Here is a 25,424-nt window from a genome sequence, read left to right on the forward strand (position 1 = left end):
GGTTTGCCAGCACCCCGGGGGTACGTGTCTAGGGTGGGGGTATGACTACACAGCAGCTTGCGGGACAGACCATCGCCTTCCTCGCCACCCGCGGGGTGGAACAGGTGGAGCTCACCTCACCGTGGGAGGCCGTCCGGGCCGCCGGCGGACAGCCCCGGCTCGTCTCGTTGGAGACCGGGACGATCACGGCCATGAACGGCGACTGGGAACATGCGGACACCTTCACCGTGGACCACGCGGCCGGCTCCGTGTCCGCCGCCGACTTCGACGCACTCGTCATGCCCGGCGGGACACTGAACGCCGATGCCCTCCGGGCGGACACCGGGGTCCAGGCCTTCGTCCGCGGCTTCTTCGAAGCCCACAAGCCGGTGGCCGCGATCTGCCACGCGCCGTGGACGCTCATCAACGCCGGAGTGGTCCAGGGCCGGACGCTCACCAGCTACCACTCCCTGTCCGAGGACCTGAAGAACGCCGGGGCCACCTGGGTGGACAAGGAGGTCGTGGTGGACCAGGGCCTGACGACCAGCCGGAACCCGGGCGACTTGGACGCCTTCAACGCGAAGATGGTCGAGGAGTTCGCCGAGGGCAAGCACTCCGGCCAGACGGCCTAGTCCAGACCAGTACCGGCCCCGCCGGCCGGGTCGGAGCCGGCGACCTTGGCCCGGACCTCGTTGAGCTTGGCGCGGGCGCCGTCCAGCCAGGCCTCACAGCGGTCCGCCAGGGCCTCGCCGCGCTCCCAGAGGGCGAGCGACTCCTCCAACCCGGCCCCACCGGCCTCCAGGCGCGAGACGGTCTCCACGAGTTCGGACCGGGCCTGTTCGTAGCTCATCGTCGCGATGTCCGAGGTGTCCGCCGCGGAGAATCCGTCGACGGTGGCCGGTCCGGCACCGGGGGCTGGTGCCGGGGAGTCGGTGGTCTTCGGGTCGGTGGCGCTCATGCGTTCTCCTCGTCGGTCGGCGTGTTCGTGTGCTTGTTCGTGTGCTTGTTCGTGTGCTTGCTCGTCGTCTCGGTCTCCGTGACGGCGGCCCCGATCCGCCCGGCGGCCACCAGGATGTCCAACCGGTCCCCGGCGGTGACCTGCCCGGCGCTACGGACCACCTCGGCCGGCTGATCCGCGGTCTGGGCCACGCGTTGGACCACCGCATAGCCGCGGTCCAGGGTCCGCTGCGGGGACAGGGACCGCACCCGGGCCCTCAGGTGCCCCACGGCGTCGTGCTCCCGGTCCAACCGTCCACCCAACGAGGTGCGGGCGCGCGCGCGGATCCGGTCCAGGTCCATGGCACGATCGTCCACCATCCGCTCCGGCTGGGCCAGCACCGGCCGGGACCGCAGGGCGGCCAGGTGCTGGGCCTCGTTGAGCACGAGCCGCTCCACCCCGGAGGCCAGCCGCAGCCGGGACCCGGCGATGGCCTCGCGCTCGGCGGCGGCGTCCGGCACGATCCGCTTGGCCGCATCCGTGGGGGTGGAGGCGCGGACATCCGCCACGTCGTCCAGCACCGGCCGGTCGGCCTCGTGGCCGATCGCCGAGACCACGGGTGTCCGGGTGGCGGCGACGGCACGGACCAGGGCCTCATCCGAGAACGGCAGGATGACCTCCTCCAGGGCGCCTCCGCCGCGGGCGATGACGATCACGTCCACCTCCGGATGCGCGTCCAGCTCGGCGACGGCGGCCATCACCTCCCGCGGCGCGTTCGCCCCCTGCACGGCCACCTCGCGCACCTCGAACCGGGCCTCGGGCCAGCGCAGGTGGGCGTTGCGCATCACGTCCTGCATCGCATCCGAGTTCTTGCCCGTGACCAGTCCGATGAGGTTCGGCAGTACGGGCAGCGGCCTCTTGCGGGTCTCGGCGGTCAGGCCCTCTGCCTCCAGGGCGCGGCGCAGCTTCTCCACCCGGGCCAGCAGATCCCCGATCCCCACGGGCCGCATGGCGGAGGCGATCATGCTCAGCCGCCCGGTCTTGGTGTAGAAGCTCGGCTTGACGCACGCGACCACGCGGGAGCCCTGCTCCACCGTGCCCTCCAGCGTGGAGGCCACGTTCCGCCACGCGGTCACGGGCAGCGAATAATCGGCGTCCAGATCGCGCAGGGTCATCCAGGCGTTGCCCCGGATCACCTTGAACTCGATCAGCTGGCCCTCGATCCAGGCCTCCGGGGCCCGCTCGAAGTATGACTTCAGGTTCTCCGAGAGGACGCGCAACGGCCAGGGGGAGTCCGGCGCGGTGCCGGCCGCGGTGGCCGGGAGCGCGCCGGGGGGCTGCGGTTCGTCCATGCGTGGGTGGTCCTCTCAGTACGTCGGCCGGTCCGGGCTGGTCCGGGTGCCCGGACACCTCCATTGTCTCAATAGGCTAGGACGTGATGGACCCATCCTGACCCACCCGCGAACGGAGCCACCATGCGCACGGCGTTGTCGATCCTGCTCGCCGCCCTGGCCGGCCTGCTGGCGGCCCTGTCCCTCGTGGGTGCCCGGGCCGAGGCACTGGTCCACACCCCGGAGCCGCTGCAGCGGATCGCCGGCCCGATGTCTGAGGACCCCGGGCTTCGCGCGGCCCTGCCGGACGAGGTCGGGGGCATCGTCTCGGAGCAGTGGCCCGATGCCGTCCCGTCCTTCCTGCAGGACAGCTTCAGCGATCTCGTCAGCGCCGCCGCCGACGGCCTGGTCACGGATGAGCGCTTCCCTGCGGTCTGGGCCGAGACCCTGGAACAGACCCGGACCGACTGGGTGGGCCGACTGGCCGCGATCCACCAGGACGAGGGCTCCCCGGGCGGTGGCGGTGGACCAGACCCGGAGGCCGGAACCCTGCACCTGCAACTGACCCCGATCATCGGCCTGGGGGTGGACCGGCTCGCCGCATCAGCCGAGACACTCCCCGGCGGTTCCGTCATCGCCCGGGCGGTCCGCGAGGGCGGGGACCGGATCGTCTCGGGGGCTGGGACCGGGACGGGGACAGGCACCGGGCCCGACGGCGGCGCCTCGCCTCTGGCCGTGGACCTCACGGTCCCGGACCCTGACGCCGTCCCGATGGACGCCGTGGCGTGGACCGTGCACCACCTGTACCGGTGGCCGTGGCTGGCCGGCACCTCCGCCGTGCTCCTGCTGCTGGCGCTGATGGCCGCTCCCCGGCGCCGCAAGGGCACCCCGCTGTTCGTGGCCGGGATCACCGCCCTCGCGGTGGGGGCCGCCGGGCGGTGGGCTCTGGGGCGGTTGGGCCCCGCTGCCGACATGGAGGGCCTCGCCCGGGCCGCAGCCGCCTCCCTGCTGGACGGGATCCGGGGTTACGCGATGCCGGACACCCTGCTGCTGATGGTCGGCGGTGGGACCGTCGCCGTCCTGGGCCTGATCACCGTCCTCGTCTCCGGTCTCCGGCCCCTCAGCGCGCGGCGGAGCGGGCCACCGGCCCATTGAGGCGTGCCTCACCCGCCGGTGGCCAGTGACGGCTCCGCCGGTAGACTGGAACATATGTCCACCGTTCATGCAGCAGCCGCTGCCGCCCCCGCTACCACCGTAGCCCCCGTCTCCGTCGGGATGCCCCACATCCCCCGCGCCCGCCGCACCCGCGAAGAGGTGGAGGCGGCCGCCATCGTGCCCGGGGACAAGAAGGTCATGCTCGCCGCCCCCCGCGGATACTGCGCGGGCGTGGACCGCGCCGTGGTGGCGGTGGAGAAGGCCCTGGAACACCACGGGGCGCCGGTGTACGTCCGCAAGGAGATCGTGCACAACCGGCACGTGGTGGAGACCTTGGAGGCCCAGGGCGTGGTGTTCGTCAACGAGCTGGACGAGGTGCCCGAGGGCTCGCTGACGGTCTTCTCCGCGCACGGGGTGTCCCCGGCCGTGGTGTCCGAGGCCGCCGATCGCAGCCTCCGGACCATTGACGCCACCTGCCCGCTGGTCACCAAGGTGCACCGCGAGGCGGTGCGCTTCTCCAAGCTGGACCGCCGCATCCTGCTGATCGGGCACGAAGGCCACGAGGAGGTCGAGGGCACCTTCGGTGAGGCCCCCGACCACACCACCATCATCAACAACCCGGAAGAGGCCCGGACGGTCCAGGTCGAGGACCCGGACAACCTGATCTGGCTGTCCCAGACCACCCTGTCCGTGGACGAGACCCTGGAGATCGTGGCCATCCTGCGCTCGCGGTTCCCGAACCTGCAGGATCCGCCCTCGGATGACATCTGCTATGCCACCTCGAACCGCCAGGCGGCCATCAAGAAGATCTCCCCGGACTGCGACCTGGTGATCATCGTGGGCTCGGCGAACTCCTCGAACTCGGTGCGCCTGAAGGAGGTCGCGCGGGAGTACGGTGCGCAGCGCGCCGAGCGCGTGGACTTCGCCCACCAGGTGGATGAGTCCTGGTTCGAGGGCGTGGCCACCATCGGCCTGTCCTCCGGCGCCTCGGTGCCGGAGACCCTCGTGACGGACGTGCTGGCGCTGCTCGCGGAGTACGGCTACGGCTCCGTGGAGGAGATCGTCACGGCCGAGGAGGACATCATCTTCTCCCTGCCCAAGGAACTGCGTGCGGAGATGAAGAAGGTCGGAGACAACGACCACGCCCTCGGCGGCCGCCGCAGCTCCACCAGCTGATGGACTCCGGGCCGTTGCACCTCGTGGTCATGGGGATCTCCGGCTCGGGCAAGTCCGTCCTGGCCGAACGCCTGGCCGCGCGGCTGGGCCGGCCCTTCGCCGAGGCCGACGAGTTCCACCCGGCTGCCAACATCGCCAAGATGTCCGCCGGGACCCCGCTCACCGACGAGGACCGCTGGCCCTGGCTGGAGTCCCTGCGCGCCTGGATGGACCGGGAGTCCAACGCCGGCGGCACGGTCTCCACCTGCTCGGCCCTCAAACGCTCCTACCGGGACCTGCTGCGCGGGGCCGCGGGACGGGTGGTCTTCCTGCAGGTGGCGTCCGATCCCGCGGTCATCACCGAGCGGGTGGAACACCGGATGGGCCACTTCATGCCCGCCTCCCTGGTGCCCGACCAGCTCGCCACCCTCGAGCCGCTGGGCCAGGACGAGGACGGTTGGGTGCTGGAGAACTCCGGCAGTGTGGACGAGCTGGTCGAGCAGGCCCTGACCGTGGTCGCCGGACTCTGACCTCCATCTAGAGCAGACAGCAGCACCCCCACCTCGAGAGGTGGGGGTGCTGCTGTCTGTTCAGTTCAGCGGTGAGGCCGGACCGTCAATTGCGGGGTGAACCCTGTCCGCTGGAGGCGCGGCGGCTGCGGCCGTTGCGGGTGCGGCCCGAGTTGCCGTTGCTGCCGCGGCCACCCCGGCTGCCCTCATCGTTCTGGTCCTGCCGGAAGTCGGTGTTGCGGCCGCCGCTCTCGGAGGAGTACACCCGCCCGCCCGACGACGGCGCGCCGGCCGAGGTGCCCGCGCGGCGGTTCCCGGGACGCCCGGTACCGCGGGAACCCTGTCCACCGCCGGTGTTGCCACTGCCGCCACCGGTGCCGGAGCGTTCCTGCGGGGCACGGTCGGTGCGCGACTGATTAGAGCGCTCACCGGACGGGGCGCCGGACCGGGAACCACCGCGGCCACCGCGGGAGCCACCGCGGCCGCCGCCCTGACCACCACGGCTGCCGGAACGTCCGCCGCCCTGGCCGCCGCCGTTGCCGCCCTGGGCCTGCTGGCCGTTCGGGGTGGAGACGGACAGGAGCTTCTCGAGCTCGGCGGTCTCCAGGAAGATGCGCTCTCCGGGGGCCAGCGTCTCCAGCACGGAGGCGTCGGCACCGTCGGCGTGCACGGTCGGGGTGATCTTGGCGGCCCGCATCAGGGTGCGGACCTCGTTGCGCTGTTCGCGGGCGGCCAGGGTCACCACGGTGCCGGCCTGGCCCGCGCGGGCGGTGCGGCCGGAACGGTGCAGGTAGGCCTTGTGCTCGGTGGGCGGATCCGAGTGGATCACCAGGGAGACATCGTCCACGTGGATGCCGCGGGCGGCGATGTCCGTGGCCACCAGGGTGCCGGCGGTGCCGTTGTGGAAGGCGTCCAGGTTGCGGGTCCGGGCGTTCTGGGAGAGGTTGCCGTGCAGCTCCAGGGCGGTGACGCCACGCTGGCGCAGCTGCTTGGCGGCCTTCTTGGCGCCGTACTTGGTGCGGGTGAACACGATGGTCCGGCCCGGGGCGGCGCACAGGTCGGCCAGGGTGCCGAGCTTGTCATCGCCGTCCACGGAGACCACGTGGTGGTCCATCTTCGCCACGGGGGAGACGGCCGAATCAGCCTCGTGCACCACGGGGTTCTTCAGGTACTTCTTCACCAGCACGCCGACACCCTCGTCCAGGGTGGCGGAGAAGAGCATCTTCTGGGCCGAGGTGGGCACCTGGTCCAGGATGCGGCGGACCATCGGCAGGAAGCCCATGTCCGCCATGTGATCGGCCTCGTCGATCACCAGGATCTCCACCGCAGACAGGTCCACGTGGCCCTGGCCCATGAGGTCCAGCAGCCGGCCCGGGCAGGCCACGAGGGCATCCACGCCACGCTGCAGTGCCTTGACCTGCGGGTTCTGGCCCACGCCGCCGAAGATCGTGTGCGAGACCAGGCCCGTGGCTGCGGCCAGGGGCTTGAAGGAGTCCTCGAGCTGGAGCGCCAGCTCGCGGGTCGGGGCCAGCACCAGGGAGCGGGGCCGGCGGGCCTGGGCGTTGCGGCCGTCATCCAGCCGGGAGGCCAGCGGCAGCAGGAAGGCGTAGGACTTGCCGGAGCCGGTCCGGCCACGGCCGAGCACGTCACGGCCGGTCAGGGAGTCCGGAAGGGTGGCCTTCTGGATCGGGGTGGGGATGGTGATGCCCTGCGGGGCCAGCGCGGCGGCCAAGCCAGCGGGCACACCCAGCTCGGTGAAACCCGAGTCAGAGGAGGGCAGGGTGGTAGAACCGCCGGAAATGGCGGCAGGCTGAAGAGAAGTCACGAAAGTAGAATCCGTCCGGGTGGAAGATTAAGACCCGGCCCTGGCACTGGCGGGGCGGCATCACAAGAGCCACTCAACGCGGTGCTGGCCGGCACCGGAGAGGAAGGGTCCTGCCCGGTTGGCTACCGATGAGTCTACGCCATCGGACGGGTACCGCTGTCATCGTCCCGAACAGCTCCTCGAACATCGCCCCGAAACGCAGCGGACCCCTCGACGCCGGCATCGGGTCGAGGGGTCCGCGGCACTCAGGCGGTGCAGCACTCAGGCGGTGCAGCGATCAGGCTGCGACGCGGGCGTTGGCCTCCACGTGGGCGGTGAGCGCCTCCACGAAGCCCTGGAGGATCTGCAGCAACGCGCCGTCCTGGACCTCACCGGTCTCGGCGATGGCGCCTTCGCGGGACTGGATGAAGGACTCCGGCTGGCCCATGGTCTTCATGTCCACGTGGGCCAGGATGTTGCGCAGGTGCTGCTGGGCCATGGCGGTGCCGGTTCCTCCGGGGGACGTGCCGATGACGGCGGCGGGGACGCCGCCCCATACGGCCTGGCCCCAGGGCCGTGCGCCCCATTCGATGGCGTTCTTCAGTGCCGCCGGGATGGAGCGGGAGTACTCCGGGGTGACGAACAGGATGCCGTCCGCGGAGGACACGGCGTCCTTGAAGTCCAGGGCCGCCGCGGGGTAGTCGGCGTCATGGTCCCAGTTGTACAGGGGCAGCTCGCTGATGGAGATCTCGAAGAGCTCCACACCTTCCGGGGCCAGTGCCTCGAGGGCTTTGGCCAGGCGGCGGTTGATGGAGTTCTGGGCGAGGGATCCGACGATGTAGCCGATGCGCATGGGTGTCCTTCCAGACGGTTCAGTGAGGTGACTCCAAGGAGTCGACCTATTCATTGAAGCTTCAATGATTCACTCATGGCCAACTCCGATACCGCCCGCTCTATTCCGTCAGGCCTCCCGTGGTGGCTGTGATGTCCGTGACAGTGCGGCGTTCTCCGTCAGGAACTCCGCGTCCAGCAGCTCCGCCGCGGACAGGACGCGCGGGGTGGACTCCACCGGTTTGAGCGGTGCCATCACCTCGCCCTTCGTCGGGTCCAACTCGCCGATCCGCCGGGCGGAGGGCAGCACCCGGGACTCGAGGGTGCCGACCATGGCGTTGTACTTCTCCACCGCCGACTTCAGGGACCCTCCCAGCTTGGTCACGTGTCCGCCGAGGGTTCCCAGCCGCTGATAGAGCTGATGTGAGGCCTCGAAGAGCTCCCGGGCATTGTCGGTGAGGGTCTCCTGCCGCCAGGAGTAGGCCACGGACTTCAGTGCGGCCAGCAGGGACACCGGCGCCACCAGGGCCACGTTCCTCGAGAAGGCGTGGTCCAGCAGGCCCGGGTCCGCCTCGAGGGCAGCGGCCAGGAAGGACTCGGCCGGCAGGAAGCAGATCACCAGTTCGGGGGAGTCCGCCAGCCCCTGCCAGTACTGCTTGGCGGACAGCGCGTCCACGTGCGCACGGACGGCCTTGGCATGGTCCACCTGTAGCTCAGCGCGCCGGGCGGCGGCTTCCGCGGTCACGTCACCGGCCAGCTCCTCAGCCTCCAGGACGGCGGCCAGGGGTGCCTTGGCGTCCACCGCGAGGGATTTCCCCCCGGGTAGCTGGACCACCAGGTCAGGGCGCAGGATCCGGTCCTCCTCGCCGCGCAGCACCTCCTGCTCCGAGAAATCCGTGTGCGCCAGCATGCCGGCCGCCTCGACCACACGGCGCAGCTGGACCTCACCCCAGTGGCCCCGCGCGGAAGTGGACTTCAGCGTGGCCACGAGCGAGCGCGTGTTCACCAGCAACGCCGTGTCCGTGGCGGCCGCGGTCTTGAGCTGCTCGGACAGCTGGCCGTACTGCTCCACGCGGTCCCGCTCCAGCATCCCCACCTGGCGCTGCAGGGTCTCCAGGCGCTGGCCCACCGGCGCCAGCGCCTTGAGCACGGTGGACTCGGCGGCGGCGCGGTCACGATCCGCGGTGCGCTCCGCGGCGAGGACCCGGCTCTCGGCTTCCGCAGCGGCCAGGGCGGCCTGCGACTCCGCGAGTTCCTCCCGGGATGACCGGGCTTGTTCCCGGGCCTCGCTGGCCGCGCCCTCCCAGGAGCCCCGGACGCGCGACCAGACCAGCCACGCGCCGGCCACGGCGCCCACCACCAGTCCCGCCACCACGCACACGACGGCCACCAACACCACTGCAGAAGTCTCCATGCCTCCAGCCTGCCAAAGACCCGGGACACGTTAGGCCACGTGCCGCAGGTGTCGTCACCGAATGGTCATTTCGTCAGGGGGTTCGCCGACGAAATGACCATTCGTTGACGAGGCTGACGAGGCTGACGAGGCTCTCAGGAGTCTCTACAGCCACCCGTGGTCCCGCGCCGCCAGGGCTGCCTCCGTCCGGTTGGACGTGTGGGTCTTGCCGATCGCGGAGGACAGGTGGTTGCGCACCGTCCCGGGGGAGAGGAACAGGGCCGCGGCGATCTGGCGCACGCTCGATCCGTCCTGGGCGGCACGCAGCACGTCCCGTTCGCGGTCCGTCAGCGGGTTGGAGCCGGACACCAGGGTCTCCGCCGCGAGCGAGGGATCCACCACCCGCTGCCCGGCGTGCACCGTGCGCACCGCCTCGGCCAATCGGTCCGCGGGGGTGTCCTTGACCACGAAGCCGCTGGCCCCGGCCTCGAGGGCCCGCCGGAGGTAACCGGGCCGGCCGAAGGTGGTGACGATCAGGGAGCGGCACCCCGTGCCACCCGCCGCGATGGCCCGGGCCGCCTCGATCCCGTCCAGCCCCGGCATGTCAATGTCCAGCAGGGCCACGTCCACCCGCTGCTCGGCCACCACGGCGGCCACCCGCGTGCCGTCGCCGAGCTCAGCGACCACCTCGAGGTCCGGTTCCATGCCGAGGAGGGCAGCCAGGGCGCCGCGCACGAGGGCCTGATCATCTGCCAGCAGGAGCCGGATGCTCAGAGGATCACCTCCACGATCGTGCCGGGGCGTACGCTGCCCGACTGAGCCGGCCGCACACTCAGGATGCCACCGGCCTCGGTGACGCGGTGGCGCATGCCGCGCAGCCCGGAACCGGCCCCTGACATCACCAGCACAGCGTCCGACGCCGGCCCCGGCACCGAGCCGCGGCCCGTCACCGGCGGGACGGGGCAGGGAAGTCCCCGGCCGTCGTCGGACACGGTGAGCCGGTCTGCGGTGATGGTGACGGTGCAGCGGGAGGCGCCAGCGTGGCGGATCACATTGGTGACGGCCTCCCGCAGGCACCAGGCGTAGAGCTCCCGACGGTCCGGTGGCAGGGTGGAGACGGCGGCCGGGTCCGGCAGCCCGGGGGCGATCCCGGCGGCGGCCAACGCGGTGCGGACCGAGGCGAGCTGGGCGCCCAGCTCCGGGACGTGGAGCCCGCCCACGGTGTTGCGGACCTCCGCCAGGGACTGGCGGGAGATGGCCAGGACCTCGTCGAGCTCTGCTTGGGCGCGCTCCGGATCCGTGTCCATGAGCCGCCGGGCCAGCTCGGTCTTCAGGGTGATGACGGTAAGGGAGTGGCCCAGGACGTCGTGGACATCCCGGCCGACCCGTTCGCGCTGGCGGGAGAGGGCAAGCTCCTCGCCGAGCACACGGGATCGTTCCTCCCGTTCCATGGCCAGACGCAGCGCGAGCATGATGACGAGGGCCAGGCCGGTGGGCACGATCAGCCAAAAGCGTTCCTCGCGGGCGTCCACCAGCAGAGCGGCCAGCAGCCAGATCGCCGCGAGGCCGACGGCCACGGGGAAACCGACCTTGAGCCGGTGCGGGAAGATCCAGATCGCCAGGGTGAAGGGGAGGAAGTTGAAGGCGTTGAGGCCCGCCGACGGGATCGTGGCCAGGATGCACAGGCACAGCAACACGGTGACGGCGGCGGTGTTCGCCCAATGCGGCAGCGTGCGGTAGGGCCACGGCCAGACGAAGTGCCCCAGGTAGATGCCCGCGAACGCCGCCAGCCCGGCGAAGCCGAGGATCCTGACACCGAGGGTGACGTCAGAGGTCGTTATGGTCACCAGCGGGAGGATCAGGAAGACCAGCCAGACCCCCGCCGTGATCAGGATGGGAACCAGCTCGTGGCGTTTCAGGGGAACTTCGGGCCACTCTCCGGGGCCGTAGGCGCCCGACGTCTGCGCGGCCATCAGTTCACCCGCGCCGGGTGGTGCGGCGCGAGGCGAGCAGGCAGATCACGGCGAAGATGACGGTCCATGCCACTACGTTTAGCACGACTGCCCACAGGGGATCACTCAACGGGGCGCCGCCGTCCTCCATGCTGATGATGGTGCCCTCCAGTTGGGGCCACCGCGTCAGGGCCGCGATGCCGTAGACCGGCGTGAATCGCGCGATCTCCAGCAGGGTGCCAGAGAGCGGCATGAACAGGTTGCCGAAGAACGCGAGGACCACGAGGACGCCGGAGGCCGCGGACACCGCCGCCTCCGAGCGGAAGAGCAGTGCGGCGGCCAGCCCGTAGAGGGCGAAGGGCACGGCGCCGAGCAGGGCCAGTGCCCCGGAGGCCGGCCACATCCAGCCCGCTTCGAACCGGGCGCCGGTCAGGGCGCCGACGGTGAAGACCACCACGATCGGCATGACGGCGATGCCCAAGGCTACGAGCACCTTGCCGATCATGTAGCCGGAACCGGTCAGCCCCGTCAGCCCGAGTTGGCGGCCCCAGCCCTGTTGGCGCTCCAGCGCTGCCGAGCCGGCGATGACGCTGGTGGCCATGGTGGCGCCGTAGATGGTCATGGAGGTCATGTTGTAGGCGAAGACGTTGCCGTGGCCGGCCGCGGCGTCGCCGAAGGAGGACAGTGCCCCGAACATCACGTAGAGCACGGTGGGCAGCACCACGATGAAGAACGTGGACTCGATCATCCGCACGTTGCGGACGAACTCCCAGCCGGCGAAGCCCGTGATGATGCGCAGGGTGGACTTCTTCCGGCGGGGTGTCGCGCTGGTGGTGGCCGTGCTGATCGCGGGAGTGGCGGGAGTGGCGGAAGCGGCGTGGGTGGCGGGGGAGGTGCTGGGGGTGCTCATGTCAGTTCTCCTGGCGAAACGGATGCGTCGGCTACGTCGGCTGAGTCGGCTGCAGCGGCTGGCTGGCCGTCCGCGGTGAGGTCGAGGAAGACCTCGTCCAGGGAGGCGGCGGTGATGGTCAGGTCGTGGGCGAGTCCGCCCGCCAGGAGGGCATGGGCCAGCCGGTCCGTGTCCCGGGCGGTGAATCGCACCCGGCCGTTCTGATGGACGACGGCGTCCGGCAGGCCCAGCTTCACGGCCGCCTCCTCGGGGGTGCCGGGGCCGTCCCAGAGGGCAGAGACCGTGCGGTGACCGGTGTCGGTCACCTCGTCCACGGGGCCGTCCACCACGATCCGGCCGGAGCGCATCAGCACGATCCGGTCGGCGAAGTCCGAGGCCTCCTGGAGGTAGTGGGTGGCGAACACGACCGTGCGGCCCCGCTCGGCCTCGGTCTGCATGGTCTCCCAGAACTCCTTGCGGGCCCGCACGTCCATGCCGGCCGTGGGCTCGTCCAGCAGCAGCAGGTCCGGCTCCGTCAGCAGGGCCAGGGCGAAGCGCAGGCGTTGCTGCTCGCCTCCGGAGCACTTGCGGACTTTGCGGGACGCGATGGCGGAGGCACCGGCCCGCTCCAGGACCGTGGCCACCGGCAGGTGGCGCGCATGGCAGGCAGCCACCATGGACACCGTCTCCTTCACCGTGAGGTCCTGGAGCAGCCCGCCGGTCTGCAGCACCGCTCCGACGCGCCCGTCCAGCACGGCCTGCCGGGGTGCGGTCCCCAGGACGGACAGGGTCCCGGAGGAGGGAGTGGTGAACCCCAGCACGAGATCCAGGAACGTGGTCTTGCCGGCGCCGTTGGGGCCGAGCAGGGCCACGATCTCCCCGCGGCGGATCTCGAGGTCCACCCCGTTGACGGCATGCACGGCGGCGGCGCCGGTACCGAACTGTCGGCGGACCCCGGAGGCGCGCAGGGCGGAGTCGCCGGAGCCGTCGGCCTCGGCATGGGCGGAGACGCGGGCAGCTGCGGCGTTGGCGCCCGGCGCGGCCGGGGACGCGGTGGTGGTGGGGGCGGTGGAGTTCATGACTCCAGTCTGTTCGGTGGGGGCGTCCGGCGGATCTGCCGGGAGTCACCGTGTGCGCATGACATCCGTCATGGGTGCACGCCCGGCCGTGGCTGGTCAGTCGATGCGCCGATCGACGTGGGGGACGTACCGTGGCGTCATGGAACTGCGCATCGAACCCGGCGACATCACGCGAGTAGCCGTCGACGCGATCGTCAACGCCGCCAACTCCACCCTGCTCGGTGGCGGGGGAGTGGACGGGGCCATCCACCGCCGTGGTGGTCCCGAGATCCTCGCCGCGTGCCGCCGGCTGCGGGAAGAAGAGTTACCGGAGGGGTTGCCGGCGGGACAGGCCGTCGCCACCACCGCCGGTCGGCTGCCGGCACGGTGGGTCATCCACACCGTGGGGCCCACCTATGCGAAGACCATCGACAAGTCGGAGACGCTGGCCTCGTGCTATCGGGAGTCGCTGCGCGTGGCGGCGCAGCTCGGGGCCGGCAGTGTGGCCTTCCCCGCCATCTCCGCCGGCGTGTACGGGTGGCCGATGGACGATGCGGCCCGCATCGCGGTGCAGACCTGCCGCGCCATGGCCACCGAGGTCGGTCCCGACGCCGGGCCGGTCACCTCGGTCGTCTTCGTCCCGTTCTCCGACGCGGCGGAGGAGTCCTTCCGCGCTGCCCTGGACGCCGCGCCGTAGCCCGACTCGACCTAGACTCCGGGCATGGACCCGTTGAGCCTGTCTGCCCGTGACCTCGCCGCCGCCCTACGCCACCGCCGGATCTCCGCCCGCGAGGTCCTCGGATCCCACTTCGCGCGCATCGACGCGGTGAACCCCGCCGTCAACGCCGTGGTCACCCAAGTCCGTGAGCAGGCCGAGGCACAGGCGCTCGCCGCCGACCAACTCGCGGCGGCCACCGCCCCGGAGGATCTGCCGGCGTTGCACGGGATCCCCATGACGCACAAGGACACCCACGCCACGGCCGGCATCCGCACCACCTCCGGCTCACCGATCTTCGCGGACCTGGTGCCCCGCCAGAGCGATGCGGTGATCGAGCGGTTCCAGCGCGCCGGCGTCATCTCCACCGGCAAGAACAACGTCCCGGAGTTCGCCGCCGGCTCCCACACCTACAACGAGGTCTTCGGCACCACCCTCAACCCCTACGACCCCAGCCGCAGCGCCGGCGGCTCGTCCGGCGGTGCGGCCGTCACCCTCGCCACGCGCATCCAGCCGCTGGCCGACGGCTCGGACATGGGCGGCTCGCTGCGCAACCCGGCCGCCTTCAACAACATCGTCGGGTTCCGTGCGACACCGGGAACCGTCCCCAACGTGCCCGCCCGGGACCCGCGGGCCTGGCTGGGCCAGAAGGGCGCCATGGCCCGCTCGGTCGAGGACGTGATCCTCGCGCTGTCCGTCGTCGCCGGCCCGGATCCCCGCTCACCGCTCTGGTGCCCGACGCCGGCCGGGGCCTTCGCGGAGCTCCTCGCCGAGGCGGTGGGCCGGGACGGGGTCAGCCGGGCCGGGCGCGGGGCGGGGTGGGGAGCCAGGCCGACGCCGGACCGGCCGCTGGCCGGGGTCCGGGTGGCGGTGACGACCGACTTCGGACTGGACGTGCCCGTGGAAGGCGAGGTGGCCGGCGTCGTGCTCCGGGAAGCCGAGGTGCTGGCCGGGCTGGGCGCGAGCGTGACTCAGGGGTGCCCGCGGCTGCGCGAGGCCGACCGGGTGTTCGAGGCCACGCGGGCCTTCGACATGGCGCTGGCCCTGCGGGACGTGGTGGCCGGTCACCCGGGGCAGGTGAAGGACGAGGTGCTCTGGAATGTGGAGCGCGGGCTGGCCCTGACCTCGGCGGACCTGATGGAGGTGGCCGTGGCCCGGGGACGGCTGGACCGGGAGATCGGGCGGTTCTTCGGGACGGGGTCGGACAGCGCCCGGGGCGTCGACGTGCTACTGACGCCGACCGCCCAGCTGGTGCCGTTCCCGGCCGAGTGGACGTGGCCGCGCGAGGTGGCGGGCACACCGATGCAGACGTACATCGAGTGGATGCGCTCGGTCACCCTCATCTCCGCCACGAGCTGCCCGGCCCTCTCGGTGCCGGGCGGGTTCACCCCGGCGGGGCTGCCCGTGGGGCTGCAGTTCGTCGGGGCGCCGGGACGGGACGTGGACCTGCTGAGGGTGGCCCGTGCCTACGACGAGGCGACCCGGTACGCGGACCGGGCCCCGGCGATCTGAGGCCAGCCGCGCCAGCGCTTTGAGGGCAGAACGAACCGGTTCGTTCTGCCCTCAAAGTGTGGATTCAGGCGCGTGTGGATTCAGGCGCGCAGGATGTTCTCCCCGTTGCCAAACAGCTGGGGTGCGCCGACGGCCTCGGCCTCGGCGTCCTCACCGGCCGGCGAGTACAGCTGGATGACGGTGGCTGAGGACTCCTCGGCGTTGTCGAAGGCCTCCAGCACGAAGGCGTCGTGAGGCTGGCCCTCGACCTCGAGACGGGCATCGAACACGGAGACGGCCATCTCGGGGCGCGGCTCCAGCTGGGCGATCTGGGCGCGCATCTGGTCCTCATCGGCGCCGGGCAGCTTCCACATGCCCTTCTGCTCCTCGTCGATGTAGCCCAGGAGGAAGGGCACCACGGCGTCGCCGTCCTCCGTGGCGAACTCCAGGGCCTGCTCGATGGCCAGGAAGACCAGCGGCGAGATGCGCTCGGAGGGCGGCTGGGGCTGGCCCTCGGGCAATGCGGTGCCGGCGGACACGAGATTCGGATCCGTCTCCTGCTCGGTGCCGGGCACCTCTGCCGGGTCGGTGGACGGGTGGGTGGGGTGTTCTGGTTGGTCAGTCACGTTCTCGACGCTATCTGTCACCGGTACCATGGACAACCGTGGCTCTTACTATCGGAATCGTCGGCCTGCCCAATGTGGGCAAGTCCACCCTCTTCAACGCTCTCACCCGCCAGACTGTGCTCGCAGCGAACTACCCGTTCGCCACGATCGAGCCGAACGTCGGGGTGGTGAACCTGCCGGACTCACGGCTCGAGAAGCTCGCGGACATCTTCGGATCCCAGAAGCTCCTGCCGGCCACCGTCTCCTTCGTGGACATCGCCGGGATCGTCAAGGGAGCCTCCGAGGGGGAAGGACTGGGCAACCAGTTCCTCGCGAACATCCGCGAGTCCCATGCGATCGCCCAGGTGGTGCGCGCCTTCGACGACCCGGACGTGATCCACGTGGACGGGAAGGTCAACCCGGCCTCGGACATGGAGACCATCAACACCGAGTTGATCCTGGCGGACCTGCAGACCCTCGAGAAGGTGATTCCGCGCATCGAGAAGGAAGTCAAGGGCAAGAAGCGCGAGGCGGCCGAGCTCGAGGCCTTGCAGGCCGCCCAGGCCGTGCTGGAGCGCGGGGACACCGTCTTCTCCTCCATCGCCTCCGACGGGCTGGACATGGAGCGGTTGCGCGAGGTCAGCCTGCTGACCGCCAAGCCCTTCATCTACGTCTTCAACGCCGACGACGGCGTGCTGGGTGACGCTGCCCGGCAGCAGGAGCTGCGCGACCTGGTCGCCCCCGCCGACGCCGTCTTCCTGGACGCCAAGCTCGAGTCCGACCTCGTGGAGCTGGACGAGGAGGAGGCCCGGGAGATGCTGGAGATGAACGGTCAGGACGAGTCCGGGCTGGACCAGCTGGCCCGCACCGGCTTCAACACCCTGGGACTGCAGACCTACCTGACCGCTGGGCCCAAGGAGGCCCGCGCCTGGACGATCAACAAGGGCGACACCGCCCCGAAGGCCGCCGGCGTGATCCACACCGACTTCGAGCGCGGCTTCATCAAGGCTGAGATCGTGTCCTTCGACGATCTCGTCACGGCTGGCTCGATGGCCGATGCCAAGGCCGCCGGCAAGGTCCGCATGGAGGGCAAGGAGTACGTGATGCAGGACGGCGACGTGGTTGAATTTAGGTTTAACGTCTAGCGTTATTGACGGGCTCCGTTATATGCTGGCCGCGTGATCAGGTCGTTCGGGAACAAAGACACTGAACGGCTGTGGCGTCGTGATCGCGTGCCATCGATCGATCCTCGGATCCCCTCGACGGCGTTGCGGAAGCTGCGTCAGGTGGGATCCGCTGAATCACTGAGCGATATCCGGCTCCCGCCAGGAAACCGGCTCGAAGCGCTGAAAGGCGATCGTGCCGGGCAACACAGCATCAGGATCAATGACCAGTGCGGATCTGTTTCGTATGGACTGACGCTGGACCAGAGGAGGTGGAGATCGTTGACTACCACTGACAAGATTCCTCCGATTCACCCCGGCGAGGTCCTCATGGAGGACTTCATTGAGGGATTCGGGATCACCCAGAACAAACTCGCTGTTTCGATTGGCGTGCCACCGCGGCGAATCAACGAAATCGTGCATGGCAAGCGGGGGATCTCTGCGGACACCGCATTGCGGCTAGCGAAGTACTTCGGCACCTCGGCGGAATTCTGGATCAACTTGCAGAGTCACTACGAGCTCGACCGTGCAGAGGACCTTGCAGGGGTGCAGATCGCTTCGATCACTCCGCTGAGAGTCGTGTGACCTCATCCGATCGGCAGACAGTGGAAGCGGATCTCGCTGTCGTCTGCGGCGGTTGAGGAAGCCTATTCCGGATAGCTAGTCCCTGCGGCTAGATCGAGTCCGCAGGTGTTCTGCAGAGGTTGAGATATACCGGAACCCGGTCGAGATCCGCTTCGACGTCCGAGCTCGATGGGTCGGTGGTGTTCACGAGGCGATCACAGTCACGGCGTCCGCGGACTATACGCCCGAACAGATTGCGGCATGGGCGCGGCCGGACAACCGCGAGGTCCGCGGATGGGATCAGTCGATGCATGCGCGGGAGAACTATGTCGCCCTCGGCGGCGAGCAAGTGGCGGGGATTTCCGATGTGAGCGCCGACTGCTATATCGACATGATGTTCGTGTCTCCGCGATTCGCACGACAAGGTGTGGCGCGCGAGCTGTTGACATTCCTCGAGCTCCTGGCGCGAAAGATGTCAGCGAGCCGGCTTTCCCGCATTTGAGCATCACGGCTCGCCCACTCTTCGAAACACTCGGCTTCCATGTGGTGGACGAACAGCATCCCGTGACCGGAGGCTGGACCAGCGAGGGGCGAGGTCACCGGAGCCTGCGGCGACTCTCAGAACAGCGGCCAGGGCACCGCCGGCATCTCGCCGCTCGGGGCCGGAAACCGTCCGTCCGCACGCAGCTGGGCGCAGCGCTCGGTGAGCGATGCGACCTCTTCGGCGCTGAGTAGGTCCATCAGGCCTCGGCCGAGCTCGCCGCGCAGACCGTTGCTGACACGATCTATACCGTCGCGCTCCTCGGTGGTCAGAGCACCTCCCAGCCATCCCCAGAGGACCGTGCGCAGCTTGTGGTCACGGTGGAAGGTGAGCCCATGGTCGACGCCGTACCGATGTCCGTCGGCCATGGCGAGGATGTGGTCGCCCTTGCGGTCGGCGTTGTTGACGACGAGGTCGAACACCGCCATGCGTCGCAGCGCCGGCGAGTCCTCATGGACGAGGGTGACCATCTGTCCGTTCTCATGCCGTCCCTCGAAAACGCCTTTCCATCCCGTCTCGGGCAGGTGGTCCGTCCTGACCAGGTCCACGGCGCGCTGGGTGCGGTCCTGCTCCTGCCAGAGCTGCACCATCCCTTCGCCCATCGGGCCATCGCGCAACCAGGTGCGCGGCACCACGTTCCAGCCGAGAGCCTGAGAGATCAGGTAGGCGGCCACCTCTCGGCGGGCCAGGGTGCCGCCGGGGAAATCCCAGAGGGGAGCCTCGCCCGCCACCGGCTTGTAGATGACCGTCGCGTCGCCGATGCTGCCCAGGAATGTCGCGTTGGACGCCGTCGTGATGCGGCCGGTGAGCGTGAGCTCGGCGGTCGCCAGGTCCGTCGCGGGCATCAGCTCTCGGGAAGCGTGCAGATGTGGTCGTCTGGGTCCATGGGGTAGCCACAGAGCGTGCAGAGGGGACGCCCGGCGCCCACGACCTCCCGGGTGCGCCGGGTGAACGCACGGGCGGTACCGACCGGCATCCGTACTAGGAGCTTCTCGGACTCCGCAGCGGTGTCCCCCTCGAGTGAGTCGTCATCGTCGCCGGCGATGGGGAGCGCCTCAATGATGATCTGGGCCGTGGTGGGGTCCCAGCCGATGCCGATGGCTCCCGCGCGGAAGTGCTCCTGGACGGACTCGAGCTCGTCATTGTCGACGAGCTCGACGGGAGTGCTGACGGGAACGCTGAAGCGGTTGCCCTCGACGGTGATGAGCTGGTCGAGGACCTCGTCGACCTTCTCCGCGAGCAGAGCAGATTGCAGCTTCTCCAGGGAAATGCTCACGATCTCTGCCCCTGCGCGCACCTGCAGGTAGAACGTCCGCGCCCCCGGATGCCCGACGGTGCCGATGACGACCCGATCAGGCCAATCGAACTCGAGAACACGTGCAGGCATGTCAGTCATGTGATGATCCTAGGCGTTTCGCTGTCCATGGCGTCTCTGCCTGCACCGCCGCCCACCGGCGCTTCGCCGGAGTGGATGCCGCTGGAGAGCCACGACAGATCACCGGCGTCGGTGTTGAGTGCGACGACCCTCGGCCGGCTCGCGCCATAGCTCACGATCGAGACGGACGCGGGGCTCGCCTCGAGCCGCTGGAACAGGTCGAGGTGCATGCCGAGCGCGTCGGCGAGGACCGCCTTGATGATGTCACCGTGACTCACCGCCACCCACACTGCCTTCGGCCCGTACTCGGCGTCCACGGTTGCATTGTGGCGTCGGATCGCTGCCACCGACCGAGCCTGCATCCCCGCCATGGATTCACCACCGGGAAAGACGACGGCGGAGGGTTGCGACTGCACGATCGGCCACAGATCCTCTTTCGGGAGATCACTGAGCATGCGGCCCTGCCACTGACCGTAATCGCATTCGGTGAGGTCAGGATCGACCGACGAAAACGGTGCGCCGGTCTGCCGATCGACGATGAGCTGGGCAGTCTCCTGACAACGCTCCAGAGGGCCCGAGACCACCCCGACCACGGGCACAGCCGCGAGCCGGTCCCCGGTCAGCGCAGCCTGCTCCCTCCCGATCCGGTCCAGGCTGACGCCGACGGCCCGACCGGCCAGGAGACCAGCGGCATTGGCTGTGGTGCGGCCGTGCCGCACGAGAAGTACTGTCGCCATACCCCCAGCCTAACGACGCGGTCAGGATGACGAGGAAGGAGTCTCCCATGAGGATCTTCTGCGTGAGCTCGGCCTCTGAACCTATTCGATGCCGTGCTCAATCCGTCATGTGCGAACAGCCGGATGAGAGTGAGCGGTACGTGCAACACGGAAGAATCACGAATACGGGGGCAACGGCGGTCGAGAAAGTCCGGAGTGGCTACGGGGCACGAGCGGATGAATACACCGAGTACCTCGGCTCCGTCGAGGCGATGGCCGCCGAAGACCGTAGGGTCATCGCCGATTGGGCCGCATCGATAAGGCGTCGCGCTCTCGATGCTGGGAGCGGGCCCGGCCATTGGACGGCTTTTCTTAGGTAAGGCACCCGGGGATGCCGGAGCTGACGGGGCGACGGCTCAGCCAAGGTTGTGTTGTCCGTTGCGATGGAGTTGAGTCTTCTTGATGACAGAGTTCATTTCCCGCCGCCCCCTGCGCGTTGAGGACGCCCCGGCTATGACGGCCGTCCTCGCTGGCTCCTCGCAGCTCATCGCCACCGGCCTGGGCCTGAGGACCACCGAGCACTACCCTGCGGACGCCGTCCAGGACCTCACCGAGACCCGCCGACTGATGGACCAGTGGGCCCGGCACTGGCAGCAGCACGGGTGGCGGTCAAGCTGGGCTTGGTGCGGGCCCCGGAGCTGGACGAGGACGGTCAGGACGGGCCGGACCACCTGTACATCAGCCCGCGCTGACGATCTCCCCGTGGACGGCATGCAGGTTGAGACGCGGCTCGGGGCGAGCACCGGCCGCGCCAACAGTGCGGTGCCGCTGAGCCCTGCACCCAGGGGAGTCTTCGCCCCGCCGGGCGCTCTCCGGCCTCGCCCGCCGGTTGGGGCGCTTCCGGTGCCGGACACTGATTCTTTTCGCTGGACGAATAGGGTGGTGAACCAGAGAGACCAGGCCAGGTCCGTCTACACCCCTTGAGGAGCTTCCAGTCATGAGTTTTTCTGTCTATCTTTCCGGCGAGATCCATAGCGATTGGCGTGCGGAGATCCAGCGGGGCGCCGAGGCGGCCGGGCTGGACGTGTCCTTTACCGCGCCGGTGACCGACCACCCCGCGAGCGACGCTGCTGGCGATCATCTGGGTGCGACCGATCGCCAGTTCTGGCGTGATCACCAGTCCGCCAAGGTCAACGCCATTCGTACGCGCACGCTGATCGAGCAGAGCGATCTGGTGGTGGTGCGCTTCGGCGACAAGTACAAGCAGTGGAACGCCGCCTTCGATGCCGGCTACTGCGCAGCGCTGGGCAAGCCCTACGTGACCCTCCATGACGAAGACATCGTCCATCCGCTCAAGGAGGTCGACGCTGAGGCTCAGGCCTGGTGCACGACCACCGACCAGGTGGTGGAGACCCTGCGGTACGTGCTGAAGGTGTGAGCCAGTAGCCCCGAGAATCACCCAGGCCGCATCCCCGTAGGTGATCACGCCGTGGCCGTGATCGCCGCATGCAGGTCGGACACGCTGTCATGCTGATGCACTCCACGGAAGCCAGCATCACTCAACGCCTCGGACATGGCCGACGTCGGCCATCGGTAGGCGGGTGCCACCGGGTGGTCGAAGGGTTCGAGCTGCGGGCCGGTGAAGAAGCTCAGGAGGAGGCTCCCGCCGTCGAGGAGCACAGCGTGCAGGAGCGACAGGGCACTGCGCAGATCGTCGGGGTCGAGGTGGATGAGGGAGTACCAGGCGAGGACGCCCGACCATCGTTCCTCGGACGCCGCGAGATCGTGAACGGACTCGACTCGGAAGGGAATCCCGGGGTGAGCGCGTCGAGCACCCTCGATGAACTTCTCCGAGGGGTCGATTCCTCCGACATCGTGCCCCAGGCCCGCGAGGTGTCCGGTCCAACGGCCGGTGCCCGAGCCGACATCAAGGATTCTGCCGTTCACGCCGTCAGCCCATGGCTCGATCAGGGCACGGTCCGGGTCGTCGGGGTGCACGGTGGTACCGAGCATGTCAGCCAGACGCGCTGACTGTGTGTCGTAGGCGCCGCCGACGTCATCTGCGCTCACGGTCATCAGGGGAATCTCCCTCAGGCTTTGAAAGTGAACCGGATGTCCTTCGGCATGATGTGCACGGCGGCGAAGTCGGGAGTGCCGACGACCTGATGGACCTCGTCCGCAGGGACGATGAACGTATCGCCGGTCTGCAACTCGTGGGCCACGTCGGGGAAGGTGATGGTGCAACTGCCCTCCACCATGACCAGCACTGACTCATGCGACGCCATGTGCCGGGGAAACGGGGTGCCTTCGGTGCCCTCCATCCGCTTCGCCACAAGATCCGAACCCTCATCCAGTGGAACGGTCTGCTTCATCGTGCACTCCTCGTGATGATCCGTGGTCGGTGATCGTGTTCCCAGTATGCAAGCTCGGTGATCGGGTGTCCTTGATCTGCATCAATTCACTGCTGGGACGTGAAAGCCTGAGGTGATGAAGCGACTTCTGGTCATCCACCATGCTCCGACCGACGGCGTTCGTCAGTTGTTGGACGCCGTCCTCGAAGGGGCGGGCGATCCGGAGATCGTCGGCGTCGAGATCCAGCCGGTCCCCGCCCTGGCCTGGGCGCAGGGGACGCAGGACGAGACTGCCATCCTGCAGGCCGATGGGTACCTCTTCCTCACGCCGGCCAATTTCGGGTACATGAGCGGGGCGCTCAAGCATGTCTTCGACAGCACCTTCCTGAAGATCGGCGGTTCGCTCAGTGCGGATGGAAGCGCGGACGGCACGGACGACGCCGGCCGGTCTCGGCCGCGTCGACCTTACGGATTGATCGTCCACGGTAGGTATGACACCACCGGCGCGGTGCGCTCCGTCGAGGGGATCGTGCGCGCCTTGGGGTGGCAGTCGGGAGGTGAGCCCCTCGAAGCGCTCGGCGATGTGACTGCTCACCATCTCGCCTCGGCACGGGAGCTCGGTGCGACCCTGGCAGCCCTGCTCATGACCTGAGCCCGTCCACGACTGCTAGCCTGACCACGTCGTACCGGGTCAGAGGAGAACACCGTGGATTTGAGTATGGACAAGGGCCATCGATTCGTTGAGGAGACGCAGTCGCCGGAGGGCGCTGCGGCGTGGAAGCACCAGCTGGACGAGTTCGCCCCCGGCGCCTCCGATTGGGTCGTCGGCGCAGTCTTCGGCGGCACGTACCAGCGCGAGGGCCTGGAACTGCGCGACCGCCAGATGCTGAACATGGCCGGCTTGGCTGCCATGGGTGGGACCGAACCGCAGCTCACCGGTCACATCAAGACCGCGGTGGACGTCGCCGGCATGAGCGTGGAAGACGTCGCCGAGTGCTTCGTGCACCTGATGCCGTACATCGGAGTGCCGAAGACGCTGGCGGCGATGCGATGCATGAAGGACGCCTTCCCGGACGGACCGCTGGGCCGGCCCTAAGCGTTCCTGCCCTCAACATCCCTGCCCGGGGCGGGCCTGTCCTCGGCGTGGCCCGCAGGCTCAAAAGAGATCAGGACGCCCCCGGTCGCCTCCGGTAACGCTTGGTCTCGGAGCGTTGGCGCTTGGCCTCGAGTCGGCGGCGCTGTGAGCCCCGGGTGGGCCGGGTCGCCCGCCGGGGGACCGGCGGCACCAGGACCTCGCGCAGCAGCTCGGCGAGGCGCTGCCGAGCCGCCGTCCGGTTCCGCCGCTGGGAGCGGTGTTCGGCCGCGCTGATGGTGAGCACCGTGCCGGCCAGCCTTCCGGCGAGCACGTCCAGAGCCCGCGCCCGCTGGCGCTCGTCCAGGGCCGTCGTCGTGCCTACATCGAAGCTGAGCTGCACCCGCGAGTCCGCGGTGTTGACGCCCTGGCCGCCGGGTCCCGAGGCGTGGGAGAACTGCTCGAGGAGCTCGCCGGCCGGAATCGTGAGTCCGCGGGGCAGTCCGGGCCCCGGGGGCACGTGCAGGTCGTCCACCGGCTCAGCCGATCTCGCGTTCGTCGCGCAGCCGGGGCTCCACGCGCCGCTCGGGACGGAACCCCGCCTTGTCCGCGTAGAACGCCCGGATGCGGTCCATGTCCGCCGCCACCTCACCCGTCAGCTCAAGGGTCGGTCCGAGGCCGGAGGTCATGGTGGTGCGGTCCACGAAGCCGAGCGTCACCGGCATCCCCGTCTCGCGGGCGATGCGGTAGAAGCCGGACTTCCAATGCGTGTGGTCCCCGCGCGTGCCGTCGGGGGTGACCACCAGGCCGAAGACCTCACCCGACCGCGCGGATTCCACCACCTGCCCGACCACCCGGCTGGGGTTCTCCCGATCCACGGCAACGCCCCCCAAGGCACGCATCACCGGGCCGCGCCAGCCGTGGAACAGGGACTTCTTGCCCAGCCAGCGCATCTCGAGGTCCAGTTCCCAGGCGATGGCGAGCATCAGCACGAAGTCCCAGTTGGAGGTGTGCGGGGCGCCGATGAGCACGGTGGGCCGGGTCGGCGCCGGCTGCGTCTGCAGCGTCCACGGGCTGAGCCTCCAGAAGGCGCGGGCTAACTGTCGTCGGAGCATGGACACCACGGTATGGCACCCTGCCGGGCATTCCCACACCGGCCCGGGGGCGTCGGCACACCTCTACGTCACGTCAGTTCCCGCTGACGATCTCCCCGTTGCGGGGGAGCCCACCCGGGAACGTGATCGGCACCGCGTTCGCGTGCAGGATGTCCCGTCCATCGAGGGCGTGCAGGTGCAGATGCGGCTCGGTGCTGTTCCCCGAGTTCCCGCACCGGCCCACCATCTCGCCCGTCCTGACCCGCTGGCCCACCCGGACCGTGATGCTGCCCTGGTGAAGATGGCAGAGCGCGACGACGGCCGTGCGGCCTGCCGGTGAGCCCGCCTCGGGGCGTCTGGTCACCTCGATCAGCACGTGGTTGCCGATCACGGCCAGCCAGCCGCGGTTGAGGCGGCGCCGCTGGGTGAGGGCGTAGCCCACCGACGGCAGGCCGCGGTAGGACGCGTGATCCGGTGCGGAGCCGTGCACCCCGACCACCACACCGTCTGCCGGGGCGAGCACCGGCCGGCCGAATCCCGGGAAGGCCGCCGGCGCCTCCGGGCGGAAGAAGGAGGTGAGTGTGTACGGGCCGGACCGGCCGTCGTCGTCCACCGGGACGAGGTCAATCGCGTAGGAGAGCCCGAACAGCGCGGTGCCGTGACTGGGCACCCGGTGGGCCGGGCTGTTCTGCACCAGCCATCGGCCGGTGAAGGGGTACTGCAACTGGAGCGTGGACATCAAGG

Annotated in this window: 30 protein-coding genes and 1 pseudogene; 13 read left to right on the plus strand and 18 right to left on the minus strand. The window is 69.5% G+C overall.

Features of this window, described 5'->3' with window-relative positions; genetic code table 11:
* Positions 1-41 precede the first annotated feature (41 nt).
* Positions 42-611, plus strand: coding sequence for a type 1 glutamine amidotransferase domain-containing protein (locus ACSU1G_RS16500; RefSeq protein ID WP_439281057.1), 570 nt, complete (start codon positions 42-44; stop codon positions 609-611).
* Here ACSU1G_RS16500 and ACSU1G_RS16505 read toward each other — a convergent pair.
* Both ACSU1G_RS16505 and xseA read right to left on the minus strand, forming a co-directional pair.
* Entirely contained in the window at positions 608-937 is a 330-nt protein-coding gene (locus tag ACSU1G_RS16505; protein ID WP_439281058.1) for an exodeoxyribonuclease VII small subunit, read from the minus strand. The two genes, ACSU1G_RS16500 and ACSU1G_RS16505, sit on opposite strands and share 4 nt — an antisense overlap.
* Positions 934-2,268: an exodeoxyribonuclease VII large subunit gene (xseA, locus tag ACSU1G_RS16510; RefSeq protein ID WP_439281059.1), complete on the minus strand. Its 1,335-nt coding sequence runs from the start codon at positions 2,266-2,268 to the stop codon at positions 934-936. Before xseA ends, ACSU1G_RS16505 begins: the two co-directional genes overlap by 4 nt.
* Positions 2,269-2,391: 123 nt before the next feature.
* Here xseA and ACSU1G_RS16515 point away from each other — a divergent pair, with 123 nt between their 5' ends.
* From ACSU1G_RS16515 to ACSU1G_RS16525, 3 genes are read left to right on the plus strand one after another with little or no spacing between them, the layout of a single operon-like run.
* Entirely contained in the window at positions 2,392-3,402 is a 1,011-nt protein-coding gene (locus ACSU1G_RS16515; protein ID WP_439281060.1) for a hypothetical protein, read from the plus strand.
* A gap of 54 nt (positions 3,403-3,456) precedes the next feature.
* Positions 3,457-4,578: a 4-hydroxy-3-methylbut-2-enyl diphosphate reductase gene (locus ACSU1G_RS16520; protein ID WP_439281061.1), complete on the plus strand. Its 1,122-nt coding sequence runs from the start codon at positions 3,457-3,459 to the stop codon at positions 4,576-4,578.
* Complete coding sequence (locus ACSU1G_RS16525) at positions 4,578-5,087, plus strand: gluconokinase (protein WP_439281062.1); 510 nt, start codon at positions 4,578-4,580, stop codon at positions 5,085-5,087. Before ACSU1G_RS16520 ends, ACSU1G_RS16525 begins: the two co-directional genes overlap by 1 nt.
* 85 nt (positions 5,088-5,172) lie before the next feature.
* Here ACSU1G_RS16525 and ACSU1G_RS16530 read toward each other — a convergent pair whose 3' ends face one another.
* The 7 genes from ACSU1G_RS16530 to ACSU1G_RS16560 form a co-directional block, all read right to left on the minus strand.
* Positions 5,173-6,891 (minus strand): DEAD/DEAH box helicase, encoded by a 1,719-nt coding sequence (locus tag ACSU1G_RS16530; RefSeq protein WP_439281063.1) that lies wholly within the window; start codon positions 6,889-6,891, stop codon positions 5,173-5,175.
* A 277-nt stretch (positions 6,892-7,168) separates the two neighbouring features.
* Positions 7,169-7,723, minus strand: a complete 555-nt coding sequence (locus tag ACSU1G_RS16535) for an NADPH-dependent FMN reductase (protein ID WP_439281064.1) — start codon at positions 7,721-7,723, stop codon at positions 7,169-7,171.
* A 108-nt stretch (positions 7,724-7,831) separates the two neighbouring features.
* Positions 7,832-9,115 (minus strand): DNA recombination protein RmuC, encoded by a 1,284-nt coding sequence (locus ACSU1G_RS16540; protein ID WP_439281065.1) that lies wholly within the window; start codon positions 9,113-9,115, stop codon positions 7,832-7,834.
* Between the two features lie 144 nt (positions 9,116-9,259).
* The gene (locus ACSU1G_RS16545) at positions 9,260-9,868 is read right to left on the minus strand and encodes a response regulator (protein WP_439281273.1); all 609 of its coding nucleotides are present in this window, start codon (positions 9,866-9,868) and stop codon (positions 9,260-9,262) included.
* Complete coding sequence (locus ACSU1G_RS16550; RefSeq protein WP_439281066.1) at positions 9,865-11,067, minus strand: sensor histidine kinase; 1,203 nt, start codon at positions 11,065-11,067, stop codon at positions 9,865-9,867. Before ACSU1G_RS16550 ends, ACSU1G_RS16545 begins: the two co-directional genes overlap by 4 nt.
* A gap of 4 nt (positions 11,068-11,071) precedes the next feature.
* Positions 11,072-11,956, minus strand: coding sequence for an ABC transporter permease (locus ACSU1G_RS16555; RefSeq protein ID WP_439281067.1), 885 nt, complete (start codon positions 11,954-11,956; stop codon positions 11,072-11,074).
* Positions 11,953-13,014 (minus strand): ABC transporter ATP-binding protein, encoded by a 1,062-nt coding sequence (locus ACSU1G_RS16560; RefSeq protein ID WP_439281068.1) that lies wholly within the window; start codon positions 13,012-13,014, stop codon positions 11,953-11,955. The genes ACSU1G_RS16555 and ACSU1G_RS16560 overlap by 4 nt, the downstream gene beginning before the upstream one ends.
* Before the next feature lie 139 nt (positions 13,015-13,153).
* Between ACSU1G_RS16560 and ACSU1G_RS16565 the strand changes: the two genes are divergently transcribed.
* Positions 13,154-13,690, plus strand: a complete 537-nt coding sequence (locus ACSU1G_RS16565; RefSeq protein WP_439281274.1) for an O-acetyl-ADP-ribose deacetylase — start codon at positions 13,154-13,156, stop codon at positions 13,688-13,690.
* A 24-nt stretch (positions 13,691-13,714) separates the two neighbouring features.
* Positions 13,715-15,220 (plus strand): amidase family protein, encoded by a 1,506-nt coding sequence (locus tag ACSU1G_RS16570; protein WP_439281069.1) that lies wholly within the window; start codon positions 13,715-13,717, stop codon positions 15,218-15,220.
* An 80-nt stretch (positions 15,221-15,300) separates the two neighbouring features.
* Here the strand turns inward: ACSU1G_RS16570 and ACSU1G_RS16575 are convergent, their stop codons facing one another.
* Positions 15,301-15,825: a hypothetical protein gene (locus ACSU1G_RS16575; protein ID WP_439281070.1), complete on the minus strand. Its 525-nt coding sequence runs from the start codon at positions 15,823-15,825 to the stop codon at positions 15,301-15,303.
* Between the two features lie 38 nt (positions 15,826-15,863).
* On the opposite strand from ACSU1G_RS16575, the gene ychF reads away from it, so the two are divergent.
* From ychF to ACSU1G_RS16595, 4 genes and pseudogenes are all read left to right on the plus strand, one after another.
* A complete protein-coding gene (ychF, locus tag ACSU1G_RS16580; RefSeq protein WP_439281071.1) occupies positions 15,864-16,949 on the plus strand; it encodes a redox-regulated ATPase YchF in 1,086 nt (361 codons plus the stop codon).
* A gap of 33 nt (positions 16,950-16,982) precedes the next feature.
* Positions 16,983-17,263: pseudogene (locus ACSU1G_RS16585) on the plus strand (type II toxin-antitoxin system RelE/ParE family toxin).
* On the plus strand, positions 17,250-17,552 hold the full coding sequence (locus ACSU1G_RS16590; protein ID WP_439281072.1) for a HigA family addiction module antitoxin: 303 nt from the start codon (positions 17,250-17,252) through the stop codon (positions 17,550-17,552). The pseudogene ACSU1G_RS16585 and the gene ACSU1G_RS16590 overlap by 14 nt, the downstream one beginning before the upstream one ends.
* A gap of 232 nt (positions 17,553-17,784) precedes the next feature.
* A complete protein-coding gene (locus ACSU1G_RS16595; protein ID WP_439281275.1) occupies positions 17,785-18,033 on the plus strand; it encodes a GNAT family N-acetyltransferase in 249 nt (82 codons plus the stop codon).
* A 116-nt stretch (positions 18,034-18,149) separates the two neighbouring features.
* On the opposite strand, the gene ACSU1G_RS16600 is transcribed toward ACSU1G_RS16595, so the two are convergent.
* The 3 genes from ACSU1G_RS16600 to ACSU1G_RS16610 are packed head-to-tail and all read right to left on the minus strand — an operon-like array spanning position 18,150 to position 20,184.
* Positions 18,150-18,917: an SCO1664 family protein gene (locus tag ACSU1G_RS16600; protein ID WP_439281073.1), complete on the minus strand. Its 768-nt coding sequence runs from the start codon at positions 18,915-18,917 to the stop codon at positions 18,150-18,152.
* Positions 18,917-19,459, minus strand: coding sequence for a DUF3090 family protein (locus ACSU1G_RS16605; RefSeq protein WP_439281276.1), 543 nt, complete (start codon positions 19,457-19,459; stop codon positions 18,917-18,919). Before ACSU1G_RS16605 ends, ACSU1G_RS16600 begins: the two co-directional genes overlap by 1 nt.
* A gap of 5 nt (positions 19,460-19,464) precedes the next feature.
* The gene (locus tag ACSU1G_RS16610) at positions 19,465-20,184 is read right to left on the minus strand and encodes an MSMEG_4193 family putative phosphomutase (RefSeq protein WP_439281074.1); all 720 of its coding nucleotides are present in this window, start codon (positions 20,182-20,184) and stop codon (positions 19,465-19,467) included.
* A gap of 976 nt (positions 20,185-21,160) precedes the next feature.
* On the opposite strand from ACSU1G_RS16610, the gene ACSU1G_RS16615 reads away from it, so the two are divergent.
* Positions 21,161-21,601, plus strand: a complete 441-nt coding sequence (locus tag ACSU1G_RS16615; RefSeq protein WP_439281075.1) for a YtoQ family protein — start codon at positions 21,161-21,163, stop codon at positions 21,599-21,601.
* Positions 21,602-21,645: 44 nt separating this feature from the next.
* Here ACSU1G_RS16615 and ACSU1G_RS16620 read toward each other — a convergent pair whose 3' ends face one another.
* Entirely contained in the window at positions 21,646-22,239 is a 594-nt protein-coding gene (locus ACSU1G_RS16620; protein WP_439281076.1) for a class I SAM-dependent methyltransferase, read from the minus strand.
* Positions 22,240-22,253: 14 nt separating this feature from the next.
* Entirely contained in the window at positions 22,254-22,535 is a 282-nt protein-coding gene (locus ACSU1G_RS16625) for a cupin domain-containing protein (protein ID WP_439281077.1), read from the minus strand.
* A 115-nt stretch (positions 22,536-22,650) separates the two neighbouring features.
* Between ACSU1G_RS16625 and ACSU1G_RS16630 the strand changes: the two genes are divergently transcribed.
* Positions 22,651-23,166, plus strand: coding sequence for a flavodoxin family protein (locus ACSU1G_RS16630; RefSeq protein ID WP_439281078.1), 516 nt, complete (start codon positions 22,651-22,653; stop codon positions 23,164-23,166).
* Positions 23,167-23,220: 54 nt separating this feature from the next.
* Positions 23,221-23,610 carry a carboxymuconolactone decarboxylase family protein gene (locus ACSU1G_RS16635; protein ID WP_439281079.1) on the plus strand — a complete coding sequence of 130 codons (390 nt, stop codon included), beginning with the start codon at positions 23,221-23,223 and terminating at the stop codon, positions 23,608-23,610.
* A gap of 70 nt (positions 23,611-23,680) precedes the next feature.
* Here ACSU1G_RS16635 and arfB read toward each other — a convergent pair whose 3' ends face one another.
* The 3 genes from arfB to ACSU1G_RS16650 all read right to left on the minus strand — a co-directional run bounded on the left by arfB (position 23,681) and on the right by ACSU1G_RS16650 (position 25,419).
* Entirely contained in the window at positions 23,681-24,121 is a 441-nt protein-coding gene (gene arfB / locus ACSU1G_RS16640; RefSeq protein WP_439281080.1) for an alternative ribosome rescue aminoacyl-tRNA hydrolase ArfB, read from the minus strand.
* 4 nt (positions 24,122-24,125) lie between these two features.
* The gene (locus ACSU1G_RS16645) at positions 24,126-24,701 is read right to left on the minus strand and encodes a 1-acyl-sn-glycerol-3-phosphate acyltransferase (RefSeq protein WP_439281081.1); all 576 of its coding nucleotides are present in this window, start codon (positions 24,699-24,701) and stop codon (positions 24,126-24,128) included.
* A gap of 73 nt (positions 24,702-24,774) precedes the next feature.
* Positions 24,775-25,419 (minus strand): M23 family metallopeptidase, encoded by a 645-nt coding sequence (locus ACSU1G_RS16650; protein ID WP_439281082.1) that lies wholly within the window; start codon positions 25,417-25,419, stop codon positions 24,775-24,777.
* Positions 25,420-25,424: the final 5 nt, after the last annotated feature.

Source organism: Microbacterium sp. A93 (assembly GCF_051842835.1).

Coding starts and splice junctions, on each gene's coding strand:
- ACSU1G_RS16605 (WP_439281276.1), bottom strand. CDS start 19,459: ATGCCTGCACGTGTTCTCGAGTTCGATTGGCCTGATCGGGTCGTCATC.
- ACSU1G_RS16650 (WP_439281082.1), bottom strand. CDS start 25,419: ATGTCCACGCTCCAGTTGCAGTACCCCTTCACCGGCCGATGGCTGGTG.
- ACSU1G_RS16570 (WP_439281069.1), top strand. CDS start 13,715: ATGGACCCGTTGAGCCTGTCTGCCCGTGACCTCGCCGCCGCCCTACGC.
- ACSU1G_RS16560 (WP_439281068.1), bottom strand. CDS start 13,014: ATGAACTCCACCGCCCCCACCACCACCGCGTCCCCGGCCGCGCCGGGC.
- ACSU1G_RS16500 (WP_439281057.1), top strand. CDS start 42: ATGACTACACAGCAGCTTGCGGGACAGACCATCGCCTTCCTCGCCACC.
- ACSU1G_RS16555 (WP_439281067.1), bottom strand. CDS start 11,956: ATGAGCACCCCCAGCACCTCCCCCGCCACCCACGCCGCTTCCGCCACT.
- ACSU1G_RS16600 (WP_439281073.1), bottom strand. CDS start 18,917: ATGCCCGCGACGGACCTGGCGACCGCCGAGCTCACGCTCACCGGCCGC.
- ACSU1G_RS16620 (WP_439281076.1), bottom strand. CDS start 22,239: ATGACCGTGAGCGCAGATGACGTCGGCGGCGCCTACGACACACAGTCA.
- ACSU1G_RS16615 (WP_439281075.1), top strand. CDS start 21,161: ATGAGTTTTTCTGTCTATCTTTCCGGCGAGATCCATAGCGATTGGCGT.
- ACSU1G_RS16610 (WP_439281074.1), bottom strand. CDS start 20,184: ATGGCGACAGTACTTCTCGTGCGGCACGGCCGCACCACAGCCAATGCC.
- ACSU1G_RS16630 (WP_439281078.1), top strand. CDS start 22,651: ATGAAGCGACTTCTGGTCATCCACCATGCTCCGACCGACGGCGTTCGT.
- ACSU1G_RS16550 (WP_439281066.1), bottom strand. CDS start 11,067: ATGGCCGCGCAGACGTCGGGCGCCTACGGCCCCGGAGAGTGGCCCGAA.
- ACSU1G_RS16565 (WP_439281274.1), top strand. CDS start 13,154: ATGGAACTGCGCATCGAACCCGGCGACATCACGCGAGTAGCCGTCGAC.
- ACSU1G_RS16535 (WP_439281064.1), bottom strand. CDS start 7,723: ATGCGCATCGGCTACATCGTCGGATCCCTCGCCCAGAACTCCATCAAC.
- ACSU1G_RS16505 (WP_439281058.1), bottom strand. CDS start 937: ATGAGCGCCACCGACCCGAAGACCACCGACTCCCCGGCACCAGCCCCC.
- ACSU1G_RS16625 (WP_439281077.1), bottom strand. CDS start 22,535: ATGAAGCAGACCGTTCCACTGGATGAGGGTTCGGATCTTGTGGCGAAG.
- ACSU1G_RS16525 (WP_439281062.1), top strand. CDS start 4,578: ATGGACTCCGGGCCGTTGCACCTCGTGGTCATGGGGATCTCCGGCTCG.
- ACSU1G_RS16540 (WP_439281065.1), bottom strand. CDS start 9,115: ATGGAGACTTCTGCAGTGGTGTTGGTGGCCGTCGTGTGCGTGGTGGCG.
- ACSU1G_RS16520 (WP_439281061.1), top strand. CDS start 3,457: ATGTCCACCGTTCATGCAGCAGCCGCTGCCGCCCCCGCTACCACCGTA.
- ACSU1G_RS16515 (WP_439281060.1), top strand. CDS start 2,392: ATGCGCACGGCGTTGTCGATCCTGCTCGCCGCCCTGGCCGGCCTGCTG.
- ACSU1G_RS16645 (WP_439281081.1), bottom strand. CDS start 24,701: ATGCTCCGACGACAGTTAGCCCGCGCCTTCTGGAGGCTCAGCCCGTGG.
- xseA (WP_439281059.1), bottom strand. CDS start 2,268: ATGGACGAACCGCAGCCCCCCGGCGCGCTCCCGGCCACCGCGGCCGGC.